The sequence below is a fragment of the Rhodoferax sp. GW821-FHT10B06 genome, assembly GCF_059415605.1.
In genome coordinates this window covers 51,440-74,183 of record NZ_JBWKNO010000004.1, presented here as the reverse complement: position 1 = coordinate 74,183, position 22,744 = coordinate 51,440, and the positions used below count along the sequence as shown (strand labels likewise).

The 22,744-nt window shown below is 62.4% G+C and carries 20 protein-coding genes and 1 tRNA gene; 9 read left to right on the top strand and 12 right to left on the bottom strand.

Annotation, left to right across the window (positions count from 1 at the left end; translation table 11 throughout):
- The first annotated feature begins 11 nt into the window (after positions 1-11).
- A complete protein-coding gene (lptM, locus tag AC07O2_RS07730) occupies positions 12-203 on the top strand; it encodes an LPS translocon maturation chaperone LptM (RefSeq protein ID WP_495075156.1) in 192 nt (63 codons plus the stop codon).
- Between the two features lie 133 nt (positions 204-336).
- A complete protein-coding gene (gene lysA, locus AC07O2_RS07725) occupies positions 337-1,614 on the top strand; it encodes a diaminopimelate decarboxylase (protein WP_495075155.1) in 1,278 nt (425 codons plus the stop codon).
- Positions 1,615-1,632: 18 nt separating this feature from the next.
- Here lysA and msrQ read toward each other — a convergent pair whose 3' ends face one another.
- The 5 genes from msrQ to AC07O2_RS07700 all read right to left on the bottom strand — a co-directional run bounded on the left by msrQ (position 1,633) and on the right by AC07O2_RS07700 (position 7,549).
- Positions 1,633-2,262 carry a protein-methionine-sulfoxide reductase heme-binding subunit MsrQ gene (gene msrQ, locus AC07O2_RS07720; protein ID WP_495075154.1) on the bottom strand — a complete coding sequence of 210 codons (630 nt, stop codon included), beginning with the start codon at positions 2,260-2,262 and terminating at the stop codon, positions 1,633-1,635.
- Positions 2,263-2,284: 22 nt separating this feature from the next.
- Positions 2,285-3,286 carry a protein-methionine-sulfoxide reductase catalytic subunit MsrP gene (gene msrP, locus AC07O2_RS07715; protein ID WP_495075153.1) on the bottom strand — a complete coding sequence of 334 codons (1,002 nt, stop codon included), beginning with the start codon at positions 3,284-3,286 and terminating at the stop codon, positions 2,285-2,287.
- A gap of 48 nt (positions 3,287-3,334) precedes the next feature.
- On the bottom strand, positions 3,335-4,678 hold the full coding sequence (gene ccsB, locus AC07O2_RS07710; RefSeq protein WP_495075152.1) for a c-type cytochrome biogenesis protein CcsB: 1,344 nt from the start codon (positions 4,676-4,678) through the stop codon (positions 3,335-3,337).
- Entirely contained in the window at positions 4,675-6,792 is a 2,118-nt protein-coding gene (locus tag AC07O2_RS07705) for a cytochrome c biogenesis protein ResB (protein ID WP_495075151.1), read from the bottom strand. The genes ccsB and AC07O2_RS07705 overlap by 4 nt, the downstream gene beginning before the upstream one ends.
- Before the next feature lie 118 nt (positions 6,793-6,910).
- On the bottom strand, positions 6,911-7,549 hold the full coding sequence (locus tag AC07O2_RS07700) for a c-type cytochrome (protein WP_495075150.1): 639 nt from the start codon (positions 7,547-7,549) through the stop codon (positions 6,911-6,913).
- A 215-nt stretch (positions 7,550-7,764) separates the two neighbouring features.
- On the opposite strand from AC07O2_RS07700, the gene yihA reads away from it, so the two are divergent.
- Complete coding sequence (yihA, locus tag AC07O2_RS07695) at positions 7,765-8,406, top strand: ribosome biogenesis GTP-binding protein YihA/YsxC (protein WP_495075480.1); 642 nt, start codon at positions 7,765-7,767, stop codon at positions 8,404-8,406.
- A 61-nt stretch (positions 8,407-8,467) separates the two neighbouring features.
- On the opposite strand, the gene AC07O2_RS07690 is transcribed toward yihA, so the two are convergent.
- Entirely contained in the window at positions 8,468-9,334 is an 867-nt protein-coding gene (locus tag AC07O2_RS07690) for a lysophospholipid acyltransferase family protein (protein ID WP_495075149.1), read from the bottom strand.
- 13 nt (positions 9,335-9,347) lie between these two features.
- Positions 9,348-10,202 carry a lysophospholipid acyltransferase family protein gene (locus tag AC07O2_RS07685; protein WP_495075148.1) on the bottom strand — a complete coding sequence of 285 codons (855 nt, stop codon included), beginning with the start codon at positions 10,200-10,202 and terminating at the stop codon, positions 9,348-9,350.
- A gap of 151 nt (positions 10,203-10,353) precedes the next feature.
- Between AC07O2_RS07685 and metK the strand changes: the two genes are divergently transcribed.
- Genes metK through AC07O2_RS07670 form a run of 3 tightly spaced genes read left to right on the top strand, consistent with a single transcriptional unit; the run spans position 10,354 to position 13,920 of the window.
- A complete protein-coding gene (metK, locus tag AC07O2_RS07680) occupies positions 10,354-11,535 on the top strand; it encodes a methionine adenosyltransferase (RefSeq protein ID WP_076201660.1) in 1,182 nt (393 codons plus the stop codon).
- Between the two features lie 8 nt (positions 11,536-11,543).
- Entirely contained in the window at positions 11,544-12,707 is a 1,164-nt protein-coding gene (locus AC07O2_RS07675) for a glycosyltransferase family 9 protein (protein ID WP_495075147.1), read from the top strand.
- The gene (locus AC07O2_RS07670) at positions 12,697-13,920 is read left to right on the top strand and encodes a multidrug effflux MFS transporter (protein ID WP_495075146.1); all 1,224 of its coding nucleotides are present in this window, start codon (positions 12,697-12,699) and stop codon (positions 13,918-13,920) included. Before AC07O2_RS07675 ends, AC07O2_RS07670 begins: the two co-directional genes overlap by 11 nt.
- A 15-nt stretch (positions 13,921-13,935) precedes the next feature.
- On the opposite strand, the gene galE is transcribed toward AC07O2_RS07670, so the two are convergent.
- From galE to hrcA, 3 genes are all read right to left on the bottom strand, one after another.
- Complete coding sequence (galE, locus tag AC07O2_RS07665; RefSeq protein ID WP_495075145.1) at positions 13,936-14,946, bottom strand: UDP-glucose 4-epimerase GalE; 1,011 nt, start codon at positions 14,944-14,946, stop codon at positions 13,936-13,938.
- Positions 14,947-14,973: 27 nt separating this feature from the next.
- Positions 14,974-15,050, bottom strand: a tRNA-Ile gene (locus AC07O2_RS07660).
- Positions 15,051-15,082: 32 nt separating this feature from the next.
- Positions 15,083-16,087 (bottom strand): heat-inducible transcriptional repressor HrcA, encoded by a 1,005-nt coding sequence (gene hrcA, locus AC07O2_RS07655; protein ID WP_495075144.1) that lies wholly within the window; start codon positions 16,085-16,087, stop codon positions 15,083-15,085.
- Between the two features lie 28 nt (positions 16,088-16,115).
- Here hrcA and AC07O2_RS07650 point away from each other — a divergent pair, with 28 nt between their 5' ends.
- From AC07O2_RS07650 to rapZ, 3 genes are read left to right on the top strand one after another with little or no spacing between them, the layout of a single operon-like run.
- Entirely contained in the window at positions 16,116-17,009 is an 894-nt protein-coding gene (locus AC07O2_RS07650) for an NAD kinase (protein ID WP_495075143.1), read from the top strand.
- 3 nt (positions 17,010-17,012) lie between these two features.
- Positions 17,013-18,662, top strand: coding sequence for a DNA repair protein RecN (gene recN / locus AC07O2_RS07645; protein WP_495075142.1), 1,650 nt, complete (start codon positions 17,013-17,015; stop codon positions 18,660-18,662).
- Between the two features lie 5 nt (positions 18,663-18,667).
- Positions 18,668-19,582: an RNase adapter RapZ gene (gene rapZ / locus AC07O2_RS07640; RefSeq protein ID WP_495075141.1), complete on the top strand. Its 915-nt coding sequence runs from the start codon at positions 18,668-18,670 to the stop codon at positions 19,580-19,582.
- Positions 19,583-19,652: 70 nt separating this feature from the next.
- On the opposite strand, the gene mutY is transcribed toward rapZ, so the two are convergent.
- Positions 19,653-20,732 carry an A/G-specific adenine glycosylase gene (mutY, locus tag AC07O2_RS07635; protein ID WP_495075140.1) on the bottom strand — a complete coding sequence of 360 codons (1,080 nt, stop codon included), beginning with the start codon at positions 20,730-20,732 and terminating at the stop codon, positions 19,653-19,655.
- On the bottom strand, positions 20,732-22,684 hold the full coding sequence (locus AC07O2_RS07630; protein WP_495075139.1) for a dynamin family protein: 1,953 nt from the start codon (positions 22,682-22,684) through the stop codon (positions 20,732-20,734). Before AC07O2_RS07630 ends, mutY begins: the two co-directional genes overlap by 1 nt.
- Positions 22,685-22,744: the final 60 nt, after the last annotated feature.

Below are 22,744 nucleotides of genomic sequence, written 5' to 3'. Positions count from 1 at the left end.
ACAATTTCGCCATGTTGAAGTTAAGCCAAATTCTAGTCAGACCCGTTGTTGCTACCGCCTGTATGGTGATTCTGGGCGCCTGCGGCCAGAAAGGTGACCTCTACCACCCAACCGAACCAGCCGCAGCCAAGCGCGCCACGCTGCCGCAAACACTGACGCCGGAGATCCTTAAACCGGCGGAAAAACCAGCATCCGCCCCCTGAAAACCGCAACTTAAAGTGTTTTGCCAGACAAGCTTGGATCTGCAGGCCTGACCGCCAAAACACCTTGTATTTGCCATGGCCTTTGCGCTGCTGGCGCAACTAACATGGCACAAACTTTTTGCCCGACCATCCTATGACCTCCACGCCCCTGCCCGGCCAGCCCCATATTGCCTACCAAGACAACGTCCTCTGCGTGGAAGGCCAGTCGCTGGCGGCGCTGGCGCATACCCACGGCACGCCCTTGTACGTGTACTCCAAAGCGGCGATGCTGGATGCGCTGGCAGCCTACCAGCGCGGCTTTGCAGGGCGCAACGCGCAGATATGCTATGCCATGAAGGCCAACTCATCCCTGGGCGTGCTGCAGGTCTTTGCCGAAGCGGGCTGCGGTTTTGACATCGTCTCCCAAGGTGAGCTGGAGCGCGTGTTGGCCGCAGGTGCTGTGCCGTCCAAGGTGATTTTCTCGGGCGTGGGCAAGACTCGGGCCGAAATGCGCCACGCCCTGCAAGCGGGTATAGGCTGCTTCAACGTGGAAAGCACGGCCGAACTGGAAGTGCTGAACGAGGTTGCCCTGTCCCAGGGGCTACACGCCCCCATCAGCATCCGCGTGAATCCGAATGTGGACCCCAAGACTCACCCCTATATCTCCACCGGCCTCAAAGGCAACAAGTTTGGTATTGCACACGAAGACACCCTCGCCACCTACCGGCGCGCCGCCAGCCTGCCCGGTCTGGAGGTGAAGGGCATTGACTGCCATATCGGCTCGCAGATCACCGAAGAAACGCCCTACCTGGACGCCATGGACCGCGTGCTGGACTTGGTGGATGCGATCGAAGCCGCTGGCATCCCCCTGCACCACATCGACTTTGGCGGCGGCCTCGGCATCAACTACCAGGACGACACACCACCCGCAGCCGACGCGCTATGGCACAAGTTGCTGGCCAAGCTGGACACCCGTGGCTACGGCCAGCGCCAGTTGATGATCGAGCCGGGCCGCTCCCTGGTGGGCAATGCCGGTGTCTGCCTGACCGAGGTGCTCTACCTCAAGCCCGGCGAGCAGAAAAACTTCTGCATCATCGACGCGGCCATGAACGACCTACCCCGCCCCGCGATGTACCAGGCCTACCACCACATAGCGCCAGTCACACCACGCACAGAAGCCAGCACAACCTACGACGTGGTCGGCCCGGTGTGTGAAAGCGGCGACTGGATAGGCCGTGACCGCGATCTGGCAGTGCAGCCCGGCGACATGCTGGCGGTGCTGTCGGCCGGCGCCTACTGCATGAGCATGGCCAGCAACTACAACAGCCGGGGCCGCGCGGCAGAAATCCTGGTGGACGGCAACCAAGCCCACGTCATCCGCGCGCGGGAGACGATTGAAGACCAGCTGCGTCTGGAAAAGCGCGTCGGTTAGTCGCTACATATTTAATAGCTACGCCCGCTGGGTGGATGTGCGGCGCAGCCCGATCTTCTTTATAAACTGCTGCACCCGCCAACCCAGCAATACCCCGATGATGGCGGCATAGACCGCCACTTCGGCAAAGTTGTGCTTGCCGGCTCGCATCCAGAAAAAGTGCAGCAGCCCCAGGCCGGCAATCAGATAGACCAGCTTGTGCAGCAACTGCCAGCGCTTGGCGCCCATGGCCTTGATGGCGCGGTTGAAGGATGTGGCAGCCAGCGGCGTCAGCAACACGAAGGCCAAGAAACCCACCAGGATGAAAGGCCGCTTGGCGATGTCATGCGCGATGTCGCCCACGTCAAAACCCATATCAAAGCCGCTGTAGCTCAGCAGGTGGAGCACGACGTAGAAATAGGCAAACAGCCCCAGCATGCGCCGAAACCTGGCTAAAGCGGGCCAATTGGCCATGGTGCGCAAGGGAGTTACTGCCAGCACGATGCAGATGAAACGCAGCGTCCAGTCACCGGTGGAGCGGATCAGGTACTCGGCCGGATTCGCACCCAGGCCGTTGGTGAAAGCGCCGTAGAGCAGCCAGGCAAACGGTAGCAAACACAGAACGAACACCAACGGCTTGGCCGCCGGATGCAACAGCAACTTTTTCATGGCAGAACTTTCCGCTGAGCGCTCAGTAAAACTTCTTCAGGTCCATGCCGGCGTACAGCTGGCCGACCTGGGCCTCGTAGCCGTTGAACATCAGCGTTTTGCGCTTCTTGGCAAACAGGCCGTCTTCACCAATGCGCCGCTCGGTCGCCTGGCTCCAGCGCGGGTGGTCCACATCGGGATTCACGTTGGAATAGAAGCCGTATTCGTTGGAAGCGGCCTTGTTCCAGGCGGTTGCCGGCTGTTTGTCGGTGAAGCGGATCTTGACGATGCTCTTGCCGCTCTTGAAGCCGTATTTCCATGGCACGACCATGCGCACTGGTGCGCCGCTTTGATTGGGCAGCACCTCGCCGTACATGCCAAACGTCAGCAAGGCCAACGGATGCATGGCCTCGTCCAGGCGCAAGCCTTCTACGTAGGGCCACGACAACACGCGTGAACCCACGAAAGGCATGGTCTTGGGGTCAGCCAGGGTGACGAATTCCACATACTTGGCACTGCCCAAGGGCTCTACCGCCTTGATCAGCGCGCTGAGCGAATAGCCTACCCAGGGAATCACCATGGACCACCCCTCCACACAGCGCAAACGGTAGATACGCTCTTCCATGGGGCTGAGTTTGAGCAGGTCTTCCAGGGTGTACTTGGCCGGCTTTTTGACCATGCCCTCGATCTCGACCGTCCAGGGCTTGGTTTGCAGCGTGCCGGCGTTCTTGGCCGGGTCGGCCTTATCGGTGCCGAACTCGTAGAAGTTGTTGTAACTGCTGGCGTCTTTGTAGTCGGTGACCTTCTCCATCACCACCGCGCCCGCCACGGACGACTTGGCGCCCACCAGCGGCGGCAGCTTGCCCCCACCTTGTCCAGCCCCCTGGGCCATCGCCTCACGCCCGGCCCAACCGGCCAAAGCGGCACCGGCGACGCCAGATGCCATCAGCTTGACCATGTCACGCCGGCCCTCGTAAATGCGCTGCGGCGTGATGTCGCTGGGGGTGGAATGGATGAAACCGTTAGCGCGGGACTTGATCAGCATGGGGACTCCTTGGATACGTGAGTATCAGTCGTCCGAGATGAAAAAACCTTACAAGGTTCCGTAGCTGTGCAATCCACTCAGGAACATATTCACGCCCAAAAAAGCAAAACTGGTCACGCCCAGACCGGCCAGCGCCCACCAGGCAGCGACCGTGCCGCGCAGGCCCTTCATCAGCCGCATATGCAGCCAGGCGGCGTAGTTGAGCCAGACGATCAAGGCCCAGGTTTCCTTCGGGTCCCAGCTCCAGTAGCCGCCCCAGGCCTCGGCCGCCCACAAAGCCCCCAGCACGGTGGCAATGGTGAAGAAGGCAAAACCGACAGCGATGGACTTGTACATCACGTCGTCCAGAATTTCCAAAGCGGGCAAGCGCGAAGCGATGCGCTTGCGGCCAGCCAGGATGCCGCCCATGATGGCCGCCGAAATCGCGAAATACACAGCCCAGTAGCTGCCGCCAGCCTCCGCCGTGGTCTTGCGGAACACCAGCGGCATGAAGCACAGCACGATGCCCAACAGCCACAGCGGCGTGAGCTTGTGCCAACGGGTTTCCAGCGCCTGCTGTTTAACCAGATAGGCAAACGCCACCATGGCCGCCAACGAGAACGTGCCGTAACCGATGAAATTGGCCGGCACATGCAGCTTCATCCACCAGCTTTTCAGGGCGGGCACCAGGGGCTGGATTTCATGCGCTTCACGCACCACGGTGTACCAGAGCAGAAAGCCCACCGCCGCGCTGACCACCAGCATCACCATCGCCCCCAGCGCGCGGGTCTGGTACTGGGCCTCAAAGTACAGGTAGAAGGTGGTCGTGAGCCAGCAGAACAACACGAACACCTCGTACAAATTACTGACCGGGATGTGGCCCACGTCGGCACCGATCAGGTAACTTTCATACCAGCGCACCATGGTGCCCACCAGGGCCATGGTCACGGCGGCCCAGGCGATACGCGAGCCTATGAACTCCATGCTGGCGCTATTGCTACCCGAAGCCACCACGCCCAGCCAATAAAAAATGGTGGACATGAAAACCAGCACGCTCATCCACAGAATGGCCGACTGGCTGGACAAGAAATACTTCAACCAGAACACCGACTCCGAGCGCGGCAAACTGCCCTGCCCGTCCACCTGGTAGGACCAAATCGCCAGCAGGGACAAGGCGGCCACGGCCAGCATCAACACCCGCAAGGGGCGCCAAAACCAGCCCACCCAGATGGCGGCAGGCATGGCTGCCAGCAAGATACCTTTTTCATAGACATCCATAAAGCCCATATAGCGGCTGAACGCAAACAGACCACCTGCCAGCACCAGGGCGGCAAAAATCCAGTCCACAGGGTTACGGCGCGAGAAATATCCCTCGTTCAACTGGATGGTGGAGGGTGCGGTTGCTGTATTCATATCGATTCCTTGGCCCCAAGCAACTTGCTCTTGAGGTGGTCAAATTCGCGGTCACCGTCCATCGTCTTGCGGTTGGTGGACAACGCCATGGAAGCTTGCGTCTGGCCATCGCGGCTGCCGAGCCAGACCCATACGCGGCGTTCACGCACGTACAGCATGGCGAACACGCCCAGTATCAGGAAGGCGCAGCCAAGATACACGACTTTTTTACCGGGCGCGCGGGCTACCTGGAAGACACTGGCCTGTACTTGATGAAAGTCAAGCAATTCAAACACCATGGGCACGGGGTAGAGCTGCACATCGCTCAAAGCCAGCACCGCCTGCGTCATGAAACCCTGGTTTTTGGCATCGGGCTCCAGGGGCGACAGACCGGCCTTTTCCTGGCTGATCTGTGCCAGCTCGAACAGCACGCCGTTCAGAATGCGCACCAGCACCTCGCCGGCCCGCGCTCGCTCGTCCTGCGGCACATTGGCTTCGATGAAGTCCGAGATGGCCTGCAAGCCACCGTTCGGCGTGCCCGCAGCCGTCGGCGCCTGGCTACCGGCGAACAAGGCCATGGCTCGGCCGGCAGAAACCATCAGCTGCTGTGCCAGTTCGGGCCGGCTGCGGTCTACCGCCTTGGCAGCGTAGCGCTGCACCGCCCGCTCGCGCAGCACCGGGTCGGCCAACGCCGCACGCAAGCGCGTGAAGCCCTCCATGCTGTCTTGTGCGTCGGCAGGAATGCGCAGGTAGCGGAAGGCATCAGCCGGATTTTCGCGCACGCCCAACAGAAAAGCCGGTACACCGTCACCCGTATCCACCGGCAGCATGTAATTGTGGAACTCACGGGCCTGGCCCGCCGCATCCCGCAGTTTGTAGCTGATGCTGGGGCCTACATTGCGCAGCACCTTCTGGGTCTGCGTCTTGTTCGCCGCGCCCAGGCGCGAGTCGATGGAATGGCGCAGATCCACCTTGCGCACATCGGCACCAGAAGCGGCAGCGTCACCGAAATTCTCCACATTGATGACACGCAGAGCGGTGTATTCCAGCGTCAGCTTGTCATTGCCCGCCCCCATGGAGATCGGCGCACTGCCACCAATCACACCGTCGATCTCAAAGGGCTTGGCCCCGGCCACCATGGGCAGAGCCCGCAGCTTGACCGAGGAACCACCATCGTCAAAGCTGGACTGGTAAATCTCCACGCCCTTGTAGCTGGCCGGGTGGTTCACCTCGACCCGCGCCGGGATCGCCGCGCCGCTTTCCTTGTCGTGGATCACAATGTCGCTGGCAAACAGCTTGGGCATGCCGGTGGAGTAGTACTCGACGATGAACTTCTTCAGCTCGATGGCAAACGGCAGGTCTTGCAGCACCACACCATCCGACTGGTTCAAGATGGCCACGCTGGCCTGCGAGCCCTCGGCCACCAGCAGGTTGCCACGGAAGGTAGGGTTGTTCGGGCCCAGGCGGTAGTCTTGCGGTACATCGGCAATCAGTCCGCCGCCCTTGTAGACCGACTTGCCGTTGAGCAACATCTGCGCCTTCACCACCAGGTCGCCGTCAGACAAGCCCCCCAGGCAGATCAGCACGATGGCACTGTGCGCGGCGATATAGCCCAGCTTGTTGGCCGCACCGGCTTTGGCGGCAACCATCCAACCGTTGTCACGTTGCTGCAGCTTGACCTTCCAGCCGCCGCTGACCAGAGTTTGCCCAATGCGACGGGCAGCAACTTCGGGTGCCTCGTCCAATGCCGCCTCGGCGCGGTGGGCAAATGCCTTCAGGCTCTGCTCGCGGATGTTTTCCTTGTAGACGCGCAGCTCGGCCAGGATCTTGGGCGTGCTACGCGCAATGCACAGCGAGGTACTGAGCACCAAAAACGCCAGGATCAACATGAACCACCAGGCACTGTAAATAGTGGTCAGGCTGGCCGCCGCAAATACCTGCGCCCAAAACGGGCCAAACTGGTTCACGTAGTTCACCAGCGGCTCCTGCTGCTTGAGCACCGTGCCGATGATGGAGGCAATGCAAATCACCGTCAGCAGCGAGATCGAGAAACGCATCGACGACAGCAACTCCACCGCGGAGCGCAGGGCCTGGGAGCCAGTTTTGACGCGAACGCCGTGGGTGGTAACGGTCATGGAAGGAAAAAGATCTGCAATAGCAAGAATCAAAAAGGGCGGGCCATCAAGAATGGACCGCCCTTTAGTGTGTGAATATGGCGCTTGGTTCCATCACAGAACCCGCACCCTGGCCCCCTCAATGCAGGCCGGCCACGTAGTCGGATACAGCCTTGATTTCGCGGTCATTCAGTTTGGCGGCCACTTGCGTCATTTGCGGACTATTCTTGCGCGAGCCATCACGGAAAGTGATCAGTTGCGCAGCCACATAGTCGGCATGCTGGCCACCCAGGCGCGGATACTGGGCTGGAATGCCGGCACCGTTCGGGCTGTGGCATCCGGCGCAGGCGGCGATCTGGCGATCGGCAATGCCGCCGCGGTAAATACGCTCACCCAAAGCAACCAGCTCCTTGTCCTTGGCGAATCCAGGCTTCGCCTTCTTGGAGGTAACCCAGTAGGCAATATTGCGCATGTCCTCGTCGCTGAGCGTGCTGGCAAAGCCCTTCATGATGGCGTTGTTGCGTTTGCCGGATTTGAATTCCTGCAGCTGCTTCACCAGGTATTGGGGATGTTGCTGGGCCAGCTTGGGGTTGGCCGGAACGCCTGAATTGCCGTCGGCGCCATGGCAGGCTGCGCACACTGCTGTGAAACTCGCCTCGCCTTTAACCAAATCCGGCTTCGCTGCCGCCGATGCAGGAGCGGCCTCTTCGGCAGCCGTAGCTGAGAACATGGGTGCGGCCAGAGCGACGGCGGTAAGCAAGGAGACAAGAAGCTTCATATCGTGGTTCTTATTAATGTCTGTTCGTGTGCATACAACCCGATGATTCTACAATGCGGGTCCGGTTCTCTCCATGAGAACCTCTTGAAGATCGCATGATTCCTACCTCTACACCGCCCTCCGACGGCTCCGCGGCGAGCCCGTCCGGCGCACCCCGCAGCCCTGCTGCACCTGCAACCCCCACCAAAAGCCAGGCCGTCATCGCCTCGGGCTGGATGCACACGGCCAAGTTCCTGACCACCGCACCACAGCTGCACCACCTACCGCCGCTGACCGTGCCCGAGATCGCTTTCGTGGGCCGCTCCAATGCGGGCAAGTCCACCTGCATCAACACACTGACACAGCAAAAACAGCTGGCCTACGCCTCCAAAAAACCCGGCCGCACCCAGCACATCAATCTATTCAGCCTGGGCAAACAAGGCGTGATGGATGCCGTGCTGGCCGACCTCCCCGGCTATGGCTACGCCGCCGTGCCCAAGGCCGACAAGATCCGTTGGCAACAAGTGATGGCCAACTACCTGGTCACCCGCGAAAACCTGGTGGGTATCGTGATGATGTGCGACCCGCGCCACGGCCTGACCGAGCTGGACGAAATCCTGCTGGACATCGTGCGCCCGCGCGTGGTGGAGGGTTTGAAGTTCCTGATCCTGCTGACCAAGGCCGACAAGCTGAACCGCGAAGAGTCCACCAAGGCCCTGTCCATCGCGCGCCTGCAGGCCGGTGGCGGCGAGGTGAAGCTGTTCTCGGCGCTGAAGAAACGCGGCATAGACGAAGCCAGCCAACTGCTCTGGGACTGGGCCCACCCAGCCACACCGCAGGCATCCACGCTGCCGCAAGAGTCGGCCAACGAAGAATAGTCTTTTAGGCCCCTGGCGCAGGCAGTACCTGCGCCAGCAGCTCCTAAAAACAGAGCAAACCTCAATACACCTCGGCCTGACCTTCCGGCCGGGTCTTGAAGCGTTTGTGCACCCAGAAGTACTGCTCGGGCATGCGGAGGATGTAGTCCTGCAGGCGCTGGTTCATCAGTGCCGTATCGGCCTCCACATCGTTCGTGGGGTAGTCCGTCCAGGCGGGCAGTATCTGCACCTCGTAGCCCTGCGGCGTCATGCGCGTCAACACCGGCACCACCTTGGCCCGGCCCAAGCGTGCAAAGCGCGGCAGCGAGGGCACGGTGGCGGCCGGCACGCCAAAGAAGGGGACGAAGAACGCATCCTTGGCACCAAAGTCCATGTCCGGCAGCAGGTACAAAGGATTGCCGGCCTTTACCAGGGCCACAATCGGCTTCATGGGCCCGCCCCGGTCGAATAGCTCCGCATTGCCGAAGCGCTGACGGCCCTCGGCGATCCATGCGTCCATCACCACATTCGACTGCGGCGCAAACAAGGTACTGAATTGGCGTGGCACCTGCTGCGACAACGCAGTAGCGCCCGCGTCCAGCCCCACGAAATGCGGCACGAACAAAACCGTGGGCGCATCGCCCTGCAGTTGGGCCACATCACCGGTCAACTTCAAGCGCTGCAAGGTCCGTGCGGGCGGGCCACTCCATAGCCAACCACGGTCCAGCCACGCCTGGGTAAAGTGCACGAATATTTTGCGCACCAGCGCACGCCGTTCCTGCACAGAGCGCTCTGGAAAGCATAGCGCCAAATTAGTCATCGCCACTGCGCGCCGGCCGGCCAGCAGCCCGTACAAAAGCATGCCCAAAGCCCAACCTGTGGCGCGCAGCCAGGACAAGGGCAGGCGCGCCAGCAGGCGCATCACAACAATCACAGCATGGGACAACATCAACGCTCCAGAATCAAGCCGAGGGCGGGGTTTCTTTGCGCGGCTGTTTGTAGCGCGCGTAACTCCAGAGGTACATGCCGGGACGTTGGCGAATCAGCGCTTCCATCGCCTGGTTCAGCGCGGTGGCAGCCACTTCGTCACCCTGGTCCAACGGCAGTTGCAGGGAATGCACATGGATGACATAGCCACGCCCCCAGGGCAAACGGTCGCCCAAGGCTACCAGGATTGGTGCCCCGGTTTGGCGTGCCAAACGTAAAGCCAGGGTCATGGTGTAGGCCGGACGGCCAAAGAACGGAGCCCACACGCCCTGGCCCTCACCCGGCACCTGGTCGGGCAGCATACCGACCACGCGGCCCTGCTTCAGCGACTTGAGAATCATGCGCACGCCAGCAGTGGTGGTGGGTGCAGCTTCCAGACCCGGCGCCGAACGCGCCTCTTTCAGCAGGCCGTCAAGCCATGCAAATTTGGACGGCTTGTACAAGATCGTCATGTCGCCGTACTGCGCGGAAAAGCGCGCAGCATGCGCCTGCGGTACGACTTCGAAGCTGCCCACATGCGGCGTCATGAAGACCAGACCTTTGCCCTGGGCCAGTGCGGCCTCCAGCAATTCCACGCCCTGCCAGGTGATCGTGGATAGCTTTTGCGCCCGCGGACGCAGCCACAACCAGGGCAACTCGGTCACCAACTTACCAGCTTCGGCAATCGCCCGGCGTGCCTGGCGCGGGGCAATACCGGCCTGGGCCACGTTCTCGCGAAAGCGCCTGCGGTAGGTGGGTGACGCCAGGTACGCCACCCAGCCCAGCAGTGCGCCTACCATGTGCAACACCGCCAGAGGCAGATAGGCAGACCATCGGAATATCAGGGACATAAAACTAGGCGGTAAAATAAAAGCTGTCGCTGAGTTAATTGAACTACTTGCAGGGCGACTTAAAACACATCTGCTAAAGCGTTCGCCGAGGCCCAAAGCTAGAAGCAACGCATCCCGTGTATTGTCTTCAAAACGAAGGAGCTTAATCAAAATGGCGAACGACTTCCTCTTTACCTCCGAATCGGTCTCTGAAGGCCACCCCGACAAGGTCGCCGACCAAATCTCCGACGCGATTCTGGACGCTATCTTCAAACAAGACCCGCTGAGCCGTGTAGCCGCAGAAACACTGACCAACACCGGCCTGGTCGTGCTGGCCGGCGAGATCACCACCAACGCACATGTGGACTACATCCAGGTGGCGCGTGACACCATCAAGCGCATCGGCTACGACAACACCGAATACGGCATCGACTACAAAGGCTGCGCCGTGCTCGTCGCCTATGACAAGCAGAGCAACGACATCGCCCAGGGCGTGGACCACGCGAGTGACGACCACCTGAATACCGGCGCCGGCGACCAGGGCCTGATGTTTGGCTACGCCTGCGATGAAACTCCAGAGTTAATGCCCGCGCCCATCTACTACGCCCACCGCCTGGTCGAGCGCCAGGCCCAGCTGCGCAAGGACGGCCGCCTGCCTTTCCTGCGCCCCGACGCCAAGAGCCAGGTGACGATGCGCTATGTGGACGGCAAGCCGCATTCGATCGACACCGTGGTACTGTCCACCCAGCACAGCCCGGACCAAAGTGAAACCTCGACCAAGATGAAGGCATCTTTCACCGAAGCCATCATCGAGGAGATCATCAAGCCGGTGTTGCCCAAGGAATGGCTGCAGAACACGCGCTACCTGATCAACCCGACCGGCCGTTTCGTCATCGGCGGCCCGCAAGGCGACTGCGGCCTGACCGGCCGCAAGATCATCGTCGACACCTACGGCGGCGCCTGCCCGCACGGTGGCGGCGCGTTCTCGGGCAAGGACCCGAGCAAGGTCGACCGCTCGGCCGCCTACGCCGCACGCTATGTGGCGAAGAACATCGTGGCCGCCGGCCTCGCGCGCCAGTGCCAGATCCAGGTAGCCTACGCCATCGGCGTGGCCAAGCCCATGAACATCACGGTCTACACCGAAGGCACGGGCGTGATCTCCGACGACAAGCTGTCAGCCCTGGTCGCCGAACACTTCGACCTGCGCCCCAAGGGCATCATCCAGATGCTGGACCTGCTACGCCCGATCTACGAAAAGACCGCCGCCTACGGCCACTTCGGCCGCGAAGAACCCGAGTTCACCTGGGAACGCACCGACAAAGCAGCAGCACTGCGGGCGGCGGCAGGCCTGTAAAGACCTCTGTGGCAAGCACAGCAGCACGCCGCTGGGGCGCGCTGGGTCCATGGGATGCCTTGCGGCAACCCCTGCCCCTGCCGCGCAAATTGCTGATCCTGGGCCCGCAAGGCCTGGGTGATGTGATTGCCGTCCTGCCCACGCTGCGTCTGCTGCAACGCAACGTCAAGGTAGACATCAGCTGGATGGGCAACCGCGCCCACCAGCCTCTGGCGGCCATGATGGGCGTCAGCGATTTCATCCCATTGGATGCAGACCAGACCCTGGCCGGTTTTGACGCACTGCTTGCATACAACGATATCCATCCAGCCAAGGCCCCGGGGCGTTTGGACCTGGCTACCATCCCGGTCCGCATAGGTTCGGCCAGTGGCGCCGAATTGCCCCATTGGTGCAACCACATTGTGTTCACCAAACGCTACGGCTGGCCTCGCCACGAGGCGCAGCGCAATCTGCGCATGCTCATCCCGTTTGGCATCACCGCCAACGACACGCTGCCAGCCGTAGAAAAGTGGATGAACCTGCGGGCACCCGCAGTACGCATGCCAGTCGATCTGCCGCAGGACAGCTATGTCGTGCTGCACCCCTTCTCCGCCGGTTCGGCGCGCGAATGGCCCATCGCGCACTGGGTTGAACTTGCGACGCGGCTGGCCCACCAAGGCCGCTCCGTGGTGCTGACGGGATCACCAGCCGAAAGCCAACGCCTGGCACAACAGTGGCCAGCCATCAGCCGTCCAGCCGGGGTGTTCGATGCATTTGGTCGTCTGGACTTGCAGCAGCTCAGCCATTTGCTGCAACGTGCCGACGCCGTCGTGGCCGCCAGCACCGGCCCGCTCCACGTCGCAGCAGCATTGGGCACGCCGACCTTGGGTTTGTTCGTCCCGCGCAAGGGCCTGATGCTGGACCGTTGGGCACCTCTGGGTGCCCAGGCCGTAGGTGTGCAAGCCCACCGCAGTTGCCCCGGACGCCGCCGCTGCGACGCCCCGTCCTGCGCCTGCATGCACGACCTGTCGCCAGCGCTGATTGCATCAGCGCTGCCAGCGACATCGGGTGACAGCATCCAGCTGCAGGCCATTCCACCCACCTGCCTGCTGAGCAAAACCCAACTCAACGATATTGCCAGCGACACCTCAGGCTACGCGGGCAGCACCATCCCATCGCACCATGAACCCTAACGCCGCCCAACTGTGGGTCGCGCCCCGTTGGGCCCTGGCCATCTTGCTGGCGGTGCTGGGCATGCTGGGGCCGTTTTCCATTGACACATTCATTCCCGCATTCGACGGCATAGCCAGCTCATTGGGGGCCACGCCGGCACAGATGCAGCAAACGCTGTCGGCCTATCTGTTCGGCTTTGCCTTCATGAATCTGTTCCACGGAGCGCTGTCCGATAGCTTTGGCCGGCGTCCAGTCGTACTGACCGGGCTTGCCGTCTTTACCGTAGCCAGCATGGGCTGTGCGCTGTCGCAAAGCATTGGGCAACTGGTGTTCTTCCGCGCCCTGCAAGGCCTGTCCACCGGTGCTGGCATCGTGGTGTCCCGAGCCGTGGTGCGCGATATGTTTCCACCGGCACAGGCACAAAAGGTCATGAGCCAGGTCACCATCTACTTTGGCGTGGCGCCCGCCATCGCGCCCATCATCGGGGGGTGGCTATTTGTGCACCTGGGTTGGCACAGCATCTTCTGGTTTCTGGCGGGCATTGGCTTGCTGCTGTGGATCTCCAACTTCCGCTATCTACCGGAAACGCTGGACCCTGCCCAGCGCCAACCCTTCAATGCGCGGCACCTACTGCAAGGCTACGGCGAGCTGTGCTCCAACCCGCGTTTTCTGTTGCTGGCGCTGGCCAGCGGCATTCCGTTCAACGGCATGTTTTTGTACGTGCTGTCCGCGCCGGCCTTCCTGGGGCAAATCCTGGCGCTACAGCCCACAGAGTTCTTCTGGTTTTTTGTGCTGACCATCAGCGGCATCATGACGGGCGCCTGGATCAGCGGACGCATGGCGGGCAAGGTGGCACCCAAGACACAAATCCGCCATGGCTTTGCCATCATGGTGCTGGTGTCTGTAGCCAACGTGGTCGCCAACTGGCTGTTCAAGGCCCATGTGGCTTGGGCCCTGATTCCGGTGGCGATCTTCGCCCTGGGCTGGGCCATGATGGTGCCAGCCGTCACCCTGCTGGTGCTGGACCTTTACCCCGCCCGGCGCGGCATGGCATCGTCCCTGCAGGCCTGCCTGGGCTCCATTGCCAACGGCCTGGTGGCAGGCATACTCGCGCCGCTGGTCATGCACTCTGCGCAAGCCCTGGCATTGGCATCGCTGACAATGATGAGCATTGGCCTGGTTGCCTGGGTGTGGCTACACCGGCGCTGGCCGGAAATCGGCCGCGCGGCCTGACGTGAAAAAGCAGCTTTAGGCCGCAAACCCACGCGGGTTGGCACTTTGCCAACGCCAGGCATCGGCGCACATGGCATCCAGTCCACGCTCGGCGCGCCAGCCCAACAGCTCCGCGGCAGCATGCGGTTCGGCATAGCAAGCCGCCACATCGCCCGGGCGACGAGCCGCCACTTGATAAGGCACAGGCTTGCCGCTAGCGCGCTCAAAGGCTTTCACCATGTCCAGCACGCTATAGCCGATGCCGGTGCCCAGATTCACCGTGAGGAAATCAGGCACAGACTGCAAACGCTCCAGCGCCTTCAGATGACCCACGGCCAGATCCACCACGTGGATGTAGTCACGTACACCGGTGCCATCGGGTGTGTCGTAATCGTTGCCCCAGACGTTCAAAAACTCACGCTGCCCCACAGCCACCTGGGCCACGAACGGCATCAGGTTGTTGGGAATGCCGCGAGGATCTTCACCAATCAGACCGCTGATATGCGCCCCCACCGGGTTGAAGTAACGCAAGATGCCAATGCGCCAAGACGTGTCGCTGCGGTGCAAGTCGCGCAGCAGATCTTCCACCATCAGCTTGCTGCGACCGTAAGGGTTGGTCGCGGAAAGAGGGTGGTCCTCGGTCAGCGGCAGACGCTGCGGATCGCCATATACCGTGGCTGAAGAGCTGAACACCAGCGTCTTCACGCCGCACTCGCCCATGGCCTCCAGCAGGCGCAAAGTACCCACCACATTGTTGTCGTAATAACGCAAGGGCTGCTGCACCGATTCGCCCACGGCCTTCAAACCCGCACAATGGATGACAGCAGTGGCGCCACTGCTGCGCAATGCAGCAAGCAGTGCCGCACGGTCCCGGATATCGCCCTCAATCACGTGAGGCTTCTTACCGGTGATGCGCTCCACGCGCGCCAGGGACTCGGGCTGGCTGTTGCAGAAGTTGTCGAATACCGTGACGTCTTGCCCTGCATTCAGCAGTTCAACGCAGGTATGCGTTCCGATATAACCAGCGCCACCCGTCACGAGAATCATGGGAACCTTTTCATGCAAAAGATGAAATGGTAGGGCGTGAGTGACTTGAACACTCGACCAAAGGATTATGAGTCCTCTGCTCTAACCAACTGAGCTAACGCCCCACACAACCCAGCATTCTAACTGGCGCCGGGGCCTATTTTTGGTGGCTGAGGGCGTTGCTGACCAGCTTGGACGTAATGTCCACAATTTGGATCATGCGGTCATAGGCCATGCGGGTGGGACCGATGACGCCCAAGGTGCCCACGATCTGGCCATCGACCTCATAGGGTGCACTGACGATGGACAGCTCTTCGAAGGGCACGACCTGGCTTTCACCACCGATATAAATACGAACGCCCTCCGCCCGGCTGGAGACATCCAACAGGCGCATCAGCTGGGTCTTTTGCTCGAACAGATCAAACGCCCGGCGCAGATGGCCCATGTCGCTGGAAAAGTCGCTGACGGACAGCAGGTTGCGCTCTCCGGAAATGACGACCTCGTCTTGCTCGCGCGCCAGAGCTTCGGAGCCGGCATTCACCGCCGCCTGCATCAGGCTGGCGATTTCGCCGCGCAAAGATTCAACCTCATTCTTCAAGCGTTCGCGCACCTGCTCGATGGACAAGCCGGCGTAATTGCCGTTCAGGTAATTGGCCGCCTCGACCAGTTGCGAGGACGAGTAATCGACCTCGGTGAAGATCACGCGGTTCTGCACATCGCCCTCGGGCGAAACGATGATGACCAGAAAGCGCCGCTCGGACAGGCGCAAAAATTCGATATGGCGAAACACCGAGGTACGCCGCGGTGCCATCACCACGCCAACAAACTGCGACAGGTTGGACAGCAGGTTGGCGGCGTTGACGATGACTTTTTGCGGCTGCTCGGCCACCAGCTTGGGCGGTGCCAGCGGGCCGGGCTGGGCGGTGAGCATGGTGTCCACAAACAGGCGGTAGCCACGCGCGGTGGGGATGCGGCCGGCCGAGGTGTGCGGGCTGACGATCAGACCCAGCTCTTCCAGGTCGGACATCACATTGCGGATGGTGGCAGGCGACAGGTCCAGGCCCGAGGCTTTGGACAGCGTGCGCGAGCCAATCGGCTGGCCATCGGCGATATAGCGCTCGACCAGCGCTTTCATTAACAACTTGGCACGGTCATCGAGCATGTCACCATTTTAATGATGTAATTTGTAGATGAAATCACAATTCCGCCACGTGGCGCTATTTGGGAAATATGCTGCACCGGGCACCCATGTCGCCAACGCCTCATCATGCAAGGTGCTGGAGGACATTGCACTTTTTTTAAGCAACCAGGGATGCTCCGTGGTGGTGGACCTGGACACGGTGGCCAACACCGGCCTGCAGGGCTATCCGGCACTGGATGTAGACGCGATTGGCAAGCAATGCGACCTGGGCCTGGTGGTCGGCGGCGACGGCACCATGCTCGGCATAGGCCGGCAGATGGCCCAGTACGGCGTGCCGTTGATCGGTATCAACCAGGGGCGCCTGGGCTTTATTACCGACATCCCGCTCAACAATTACCAGGCCACGCTGACGCCGATGCTGCTGGGCGCTTTCGAGGAAGACCACCGCAGCCTGATGCACGCCCGGGTCATGCGAGCGGGTGAATGCGTATTCAGCGCACTGGCCATGAACGACGTGGTGGTGAACCGTGGGGCCACCTCCGGCATGGTCGAGCTACGGGTAGAGGTGGACGGCCACCTGGTGTCCAACCAGCGGGCCGACGGCCTGATCATCGCCACGCCCACCGGCTCCACCGCCTATGCGCTGTCGGCCGGCGGGCCGCTGATGCACCCATCCATCCCCGGCTGGCTGATGGTGCCCATTGCCCCCCACACATTGACAAACAGGCCCATCGTGCTTGCAGATGCTGCGGAGGTAGCTATAGAACTCATAGCAGGCCGAGATGCCAGCGCGAACTTCGACATGCAGTCGCTGGCCACCCTGCAACACGGTGACCGCATCGTCGTGCGCCGCTCCGAGCACCGCGTGCGCTTTCTGCACCCCCAGGGCTGGAGCTACTTCGACACCCTGCGTAAAAAACTCCACTGGAACGAGGGCGCCTGAGCCATGGCATTGAAACGCATCACCCTGCGCGACTTCGTGATCGTGCGCGAGCTAGAACTGGACCTGCACACCGGCTTCAGCGTGCTCACAGGCGAAACCGGTGCGGGCAAATCCATATTGATAGACGCCCTACAACTGGCCCTGGGCAGCCGGGCCGACGCAGGCACCGTGCGCGAGGGCGCGACCCGGGCCGACATCAGTGCCGAATTCGACACCGCCCCCGCCACCACCGCCTGGCTGGAAGACGCCGGCTTTGACCTGGGCGACAGCCTGCTGCTGCGCCGTACCGTGGACACGCAGGGCAAGAGCCGTTCCTGGATCAACGGCAGCCCGGCCACTGCCACGCAGCTGCGTGAAATCGGCGACCTGCTGCTGGACATCCACGGCCAACACGCCTGGCAAAGCCTGACCCGGCCCGACACCGTGCGCGGCCTGCTGGATGCCTACGCGGGCTGCAATACCAGCGCCTTGCAAAGCTGCTGGACCCAGTGGCGCAGCGCCCAAAAAGCGCTGACCGACGCCCATGCCGCCCGCGATTCGCTGCAACAGGAGCAGGAGCGTCTGGCCTGGCAAATTGGGGAGGTCGGCAAGCTGGCGCCCGGCGCAGACGAATGGGACGGACTGAACGCCGAGCACACCCGGCTTTCGCACGCCCAGGCCCTGCTGGACGCGGTGCAGGCCGCCATCGATGCCCTCGAAGGTGAGGACTCCGGTGCACTGACCGGCCTGTCGCGCGCCTACACAGCGCTACATAATCAGGAGCACATTGCGCCCGAATATGCTGCGCTAGCAGAGGTTTTGGCCTCCAGCCTGGCGCAGGCCGAAGATGCCGCGCATTCGCTGCACGCCACACTGCGCAAGACCGAGCTGGACCCGGACCGCCTGTCCGAGCTGGACGAACGCATGGCGCAATGGGTATCGCTGGCGCGGCGCTACAAACGCACACCCCCTGAGCTGCCCGCCCTGCTGGACAGCTGGAAAACCGAGCTGGCCCGGCTCGATGCCGCCGCCGACACCGGCAAGCTGGAAGCCGCCGAGCGCCAGGCGCACAAGACCTATCTGGCCGAAGCCCAAACACTGACCAAGGCCCGCGCCCTCGCTGCCCCGAAGCTGGCCAAGGCCATCACCCTGGCCATGCAGGGCCTGGGCATGCAAGGCGGCCAGTTCCAGGTGGCACTGCAAAAAACCGAGCCCAGCGCCAGCGGCATGGAAGAGGTGCAGTTCCTGGTGGCCGGCCACGCCGGCAGCACGCCGCGCGCGGTGGGTAAGGTGGCCTCTGGCGGCGAGCTGTCGCGCATCGCGCTGGCCATTGCCGTCACCACCAGCGAGCTAGGCACGGCGCAAACATTGATTTTTGACGAGGTGGATTCCGGCGTGGGCGGCGCCGTGGCCGAGACCGTGGGCCGGCTGATGAAGCAGCTGGGCCGCGACCGCCAGGTGCTGGCCGTCACCCACCTGCCCCAGGTAGCGGCCTGTGCCGACCACCACCTGGTGGTGGCCAAGCAGCACGACGGCAAAAGCACGGTCAGCAGCGTGGCCTTGGTGCAGGGCGAGCAGCGCGTGGCCGAGGTTGCGCGCATGCTGGGCGGTGAAAAACTATCCGGCACCACCTTGGCACACGCCAAGGAAATGCTGGGCCCCACCTACTCCTAAGCGCCATGAAACTTGAAATCATCCTCATCACCGGCATGTCCGGCTCGGGCAAGTCGGTCGCCCTGCATGCGCTGGAAGACGCGGGCTACTACTGTGTGGACAATCTGCCACCCGAGCTGCTGCTGAGCTTTGCCAAGCTGGAGCAGACCCAGGGCGCACAGAAGGTGGCAATTGCCATGGACGTGCGCAGCGCCACCTCGCTGCCCCTGGTGCCGCAGTACCTGTCCACGCTACGCAAAAGCGGCGTCACGGTCAAATCATTGTTTCTGGACGCCACCACCGACACCCTGGTGCAGCGCTACTCCGAAACCCGGCGTAAGCACCCGCTATCGCGCTCAGACCAGGTAGACCAGCAGCACGCACTGGTGGAGGCCATCGAGCTGGAGCGCGAGCTGCTGTCCGACCTGCGCGACCTGGCCCATGTGATCGACTCCAGCATCATCCGCCCCTCGCAGCTGCAGAGCTACATCAAGTCCCTGGTGGCCGCGCCCGATGCACAGCTGACGCTGGTGTTCGAGTCCTTCGCCTTCAAGCGCGGCATTCCTGTGGACGCGGACTATGTGTTCGACGTGCGCATGCTACCCAACCCGCACTACGAGGCCGAACTGCGCCCGCTGACCGGGCGCGACGCGCCGGTGGCCGAGTTTCTGCACAAAAGCCGCGACGTGGCGCAAATGTTCACCCACATCGAGCAATTCCTTTCGCACTGGCTGGAGCGGCTGGCGCGCGACCACCGCAGCTACGTCACGGTGGCGGTGGGCTGCACCGGCGGGCAGCACCGCTCGGTCTATTTGGTGGAGCAATTGGCCGCGGCGTTCAACACCCGCTGGGTCACCCTGAAGCGACACCGCGAACTGGACGCGCGGGCCAGCGCCCGGGGGCCGTCCAGCGAACCTACGGCAGGCGCCACTATTTTTTAAATAAAAAGTGCCTCTAGCGCAGAAGATACCTGCGCTAACAGCTACACAATCAATAGCAAACTGATTTACATCAAGCTGCAGACAGCAGCTTGCGTATGGGTGCAGGCAAGCCGACCTCGGGCCAACGCGCAGCCTCTACCCAGTCGCCGTCCAGGCCTGGACGCGTGCCCGGCGGCAGCTGCAGCTGCACCGGGTGCAGGTACAGGTCTTTATGCGTCAGCACGTGCAGAAATACCGGCAGATCATCCAGCTGCGCCGCCCCGGTCATGTCGGCCAGCGCCTCGCGGCTGTCGAACACCGGCAGGCAGTACAGGCCGGCCCACACACCGGCATCCGGCCGGCGCTGCAGCCACACGCGGCCAGCCGCGTCCTGCGCCCACAGCAGCCACCAGGATTCGGTGCTGCGCTTGAGCTTGCGGGTTTTGACCGGATATTTCTCCGGCGCCCCCTCGCGCTGGGCGGTGCACACCGGCTGCACCGGACACAGCAGGCAGGTGGGCTGGCGCGGCATGCAAACTGTGGCGCCCAGGTCCATCAAGCCCTGGGTATAGCGCGGCATGGTGTGCAAACCGGCCTGGGCGGGCAGCAAGGCGGTGGCCCGGTCCCACAGCGCACGCTCATTAGCGGCCACGGCCAGGTCGGCATCGAAACCCAGCACCCTGGTCAGCACCCGCTTCACATTCGCATCCAGGATGGCGGCGCGCTCGCCATAGCAGAAAGAGGCAATCGCGGCCGCCGTCGAACGGCCTATGCCGGGAAGGGTTTGCAGCAGCTCCGCCGTCGGCGGAAAACGGCCGCCGTGCACTTCCATGACCTGCTGGGCGCAGCGGTGCAAATTGCGGGCGCGGCTGTAGTAGCCCAGGCCGCTCCACAAAGCCAGCACATCGTCCAGGCCAGCAGCGGCCAGGCTCTGCACATCCGGGAAGCGGAGCAGAAAGCGCGGGAAATACTCCAATACCGAGCTTACCTGGGTCTGCTGCAGCATGATTTCAGACAGCCAGACACGGTAAGGGTCCTGCGTGTTTTGCCAGGGCAGGCTGTTGCGGCCATGGCTTTGCTGCCAGTGGATCACCTGCGAAGCAAACGCGGTCGCCACCGCCTGGTGCGACGCAAACGGGGGAGCGGCCTCGCGTGCGGCCAAGGCCGCCATCATGCAGCCTCGGGCCGGGGCGGCAAATGCGCACTGGCGGTGGAAATAAAGTACGAGGTCAACAGCTGCAGGCGGGTGTCGAACTGGCCCAGCACCGCTTCCTGCGCCTCGATTTCGGCAACCCGCTCATCCAGGCCGCCGGCGGCTTCCTGGATGCGGTCTATGGCTTCTATGCGCCGCACAAAGCTTTTTTGCCGTTCTTTGAGCTGGTCGTCCAGCTGGGCGGCGGCAGATTTGCTCCACAGCTCCACATCGCCAAACGCCGACTCGAAAACCAAGCGCAGGCGCGCGGTCAATGCCCGCACCAGCCTCTCGACAAACTCGGGCTGGGCCAGCTTCATCACATTGCGCAGGCCCAGGTACTGAATATGACTGTTCTCGATCTGGTCCAGCTCGCCCTGGTAGTGCGGCACATCGGGCATGCCATACAGCTGCAAGGAGAAGCTGTATTCGGCATTCAGCTGGCGGAAGGTGCCTTCCAGCATCTGCTGCATCTCCTGCGTCAAGGCCTGGGCGCGGGCCAGGTTGTCACGCAGCCGGGTAAAGGTGGCGGTGTACACGCCCTTGGCGCCCAGCTTCAGGCCGGGCTGGCGCAGGGCCTGGGCCAGCAATGCCATTTCGGCCTTCACCGCGCGGCTGCCCAGCAACGCAAACACTTCACTCAGCAGGCGGTGCTGCACGGAGCGCACGGCCTGTATCTTGGTGCTGCCCATCTCGAAAGCGCGCTTTTCCTGCTCGATGCGGGAGCGCATGTTTTTCACCACCACCGTGTTCTTGCCGCCCAGACCCTGCAACTCCTGCTTTTGCTCGGCCAGGTCGCGGCGGCGGATGTGCAGCACACGACCTGTTTCCTTGCGTAAATCAGAAATGCCGCGCGATAACTCGTCGCGCAAGATGGCATGGCGCTGCCCCAGAATGCCTTCACTCAGCGCTGTCTCCAGCAGGGGCAGGCCGCTGGCCTCCAGCAGGGCCGCGTTGGCGCCGATCTTGGCCACCAGGCCCTTCTGGGCCGACACGGCCAATACGCGCTCCACCGCCACGCCCAGCAGCGCGGCCGACTCGGCACGCTGGCGGTCGATCTGTGTCTGTAGCTGTTCAGCTGAGCTCAGCGTATCCCATAAGGTGTCAACCTTGTTCAGCACGACCAGGCGCGCATGGCTGTTTTCGCCATCCAGGCCCAGGTGCTCGCGCCATACCGCCAGGTCGGACTTGGTCACGCCGGTGTCGGCCGCCAGCATGAAGACCACGGCATTGGCCTGGGGGATCAGGTTGACGGTCAGCTCGGGTTCGGCGCCAATCGCATTTAGCCCAGGTGTATCCAGAATCACCAGGCCTTGGGCCAGCAGCGGGTGCTCAACATTCACCACGGCATGCCGCCAGCGCGGCACTTCCACCTTGCCTTCGGCGTCGAGCACGGGGTTGTCCTCGGGCACTTCGTCATGCCAGAAGCCCAGGGCACGGGCCTCGGACTGGCTTACCCGGCGGACTTCGGTGACCTTTTCCAAAGCGTGGGCCAGATGCTCGGCGTTGTCCACGTCCAGCTCGAACTGGGTCCACTTATCAGGCGACTGGCGCCATTCGGCCAAGGACTGGGGCAGCAAGCGGGATTCGATGGGCAGCAGGCGCAAGCTGGGCGGCGTGCCGACATCGAAACGCAGCTCGGTCGGGCACATAGTGGTGCGGCCGGCGCTGGCGGGCATGATGCGCCGCCCGTAGCCAGCAAAAAACAGAGCGTTGATCAACTCCGACTTGCCGCGTGAAAACTCGGCCACAAAGGCCACCGTGACCTTGTCGCTGCGCATCTGCTCTTCCAGACGCTGCAGGCGGGCCTCAACCCCGGCGTCCATCAAGGCGTGCTCTTTCATCCAGGCTGAAAGCAGCTTCAAGCGCAGCACGAATTCGCGTCGCCAGGCCGCGTATTCGCCTAATTGTTGATTGATGGAGGTCACCACGGTGGGCTGTGCTTTACATAGGGCGTTAAAAAATCAATATAGCACCGCCTGGCACCGTAA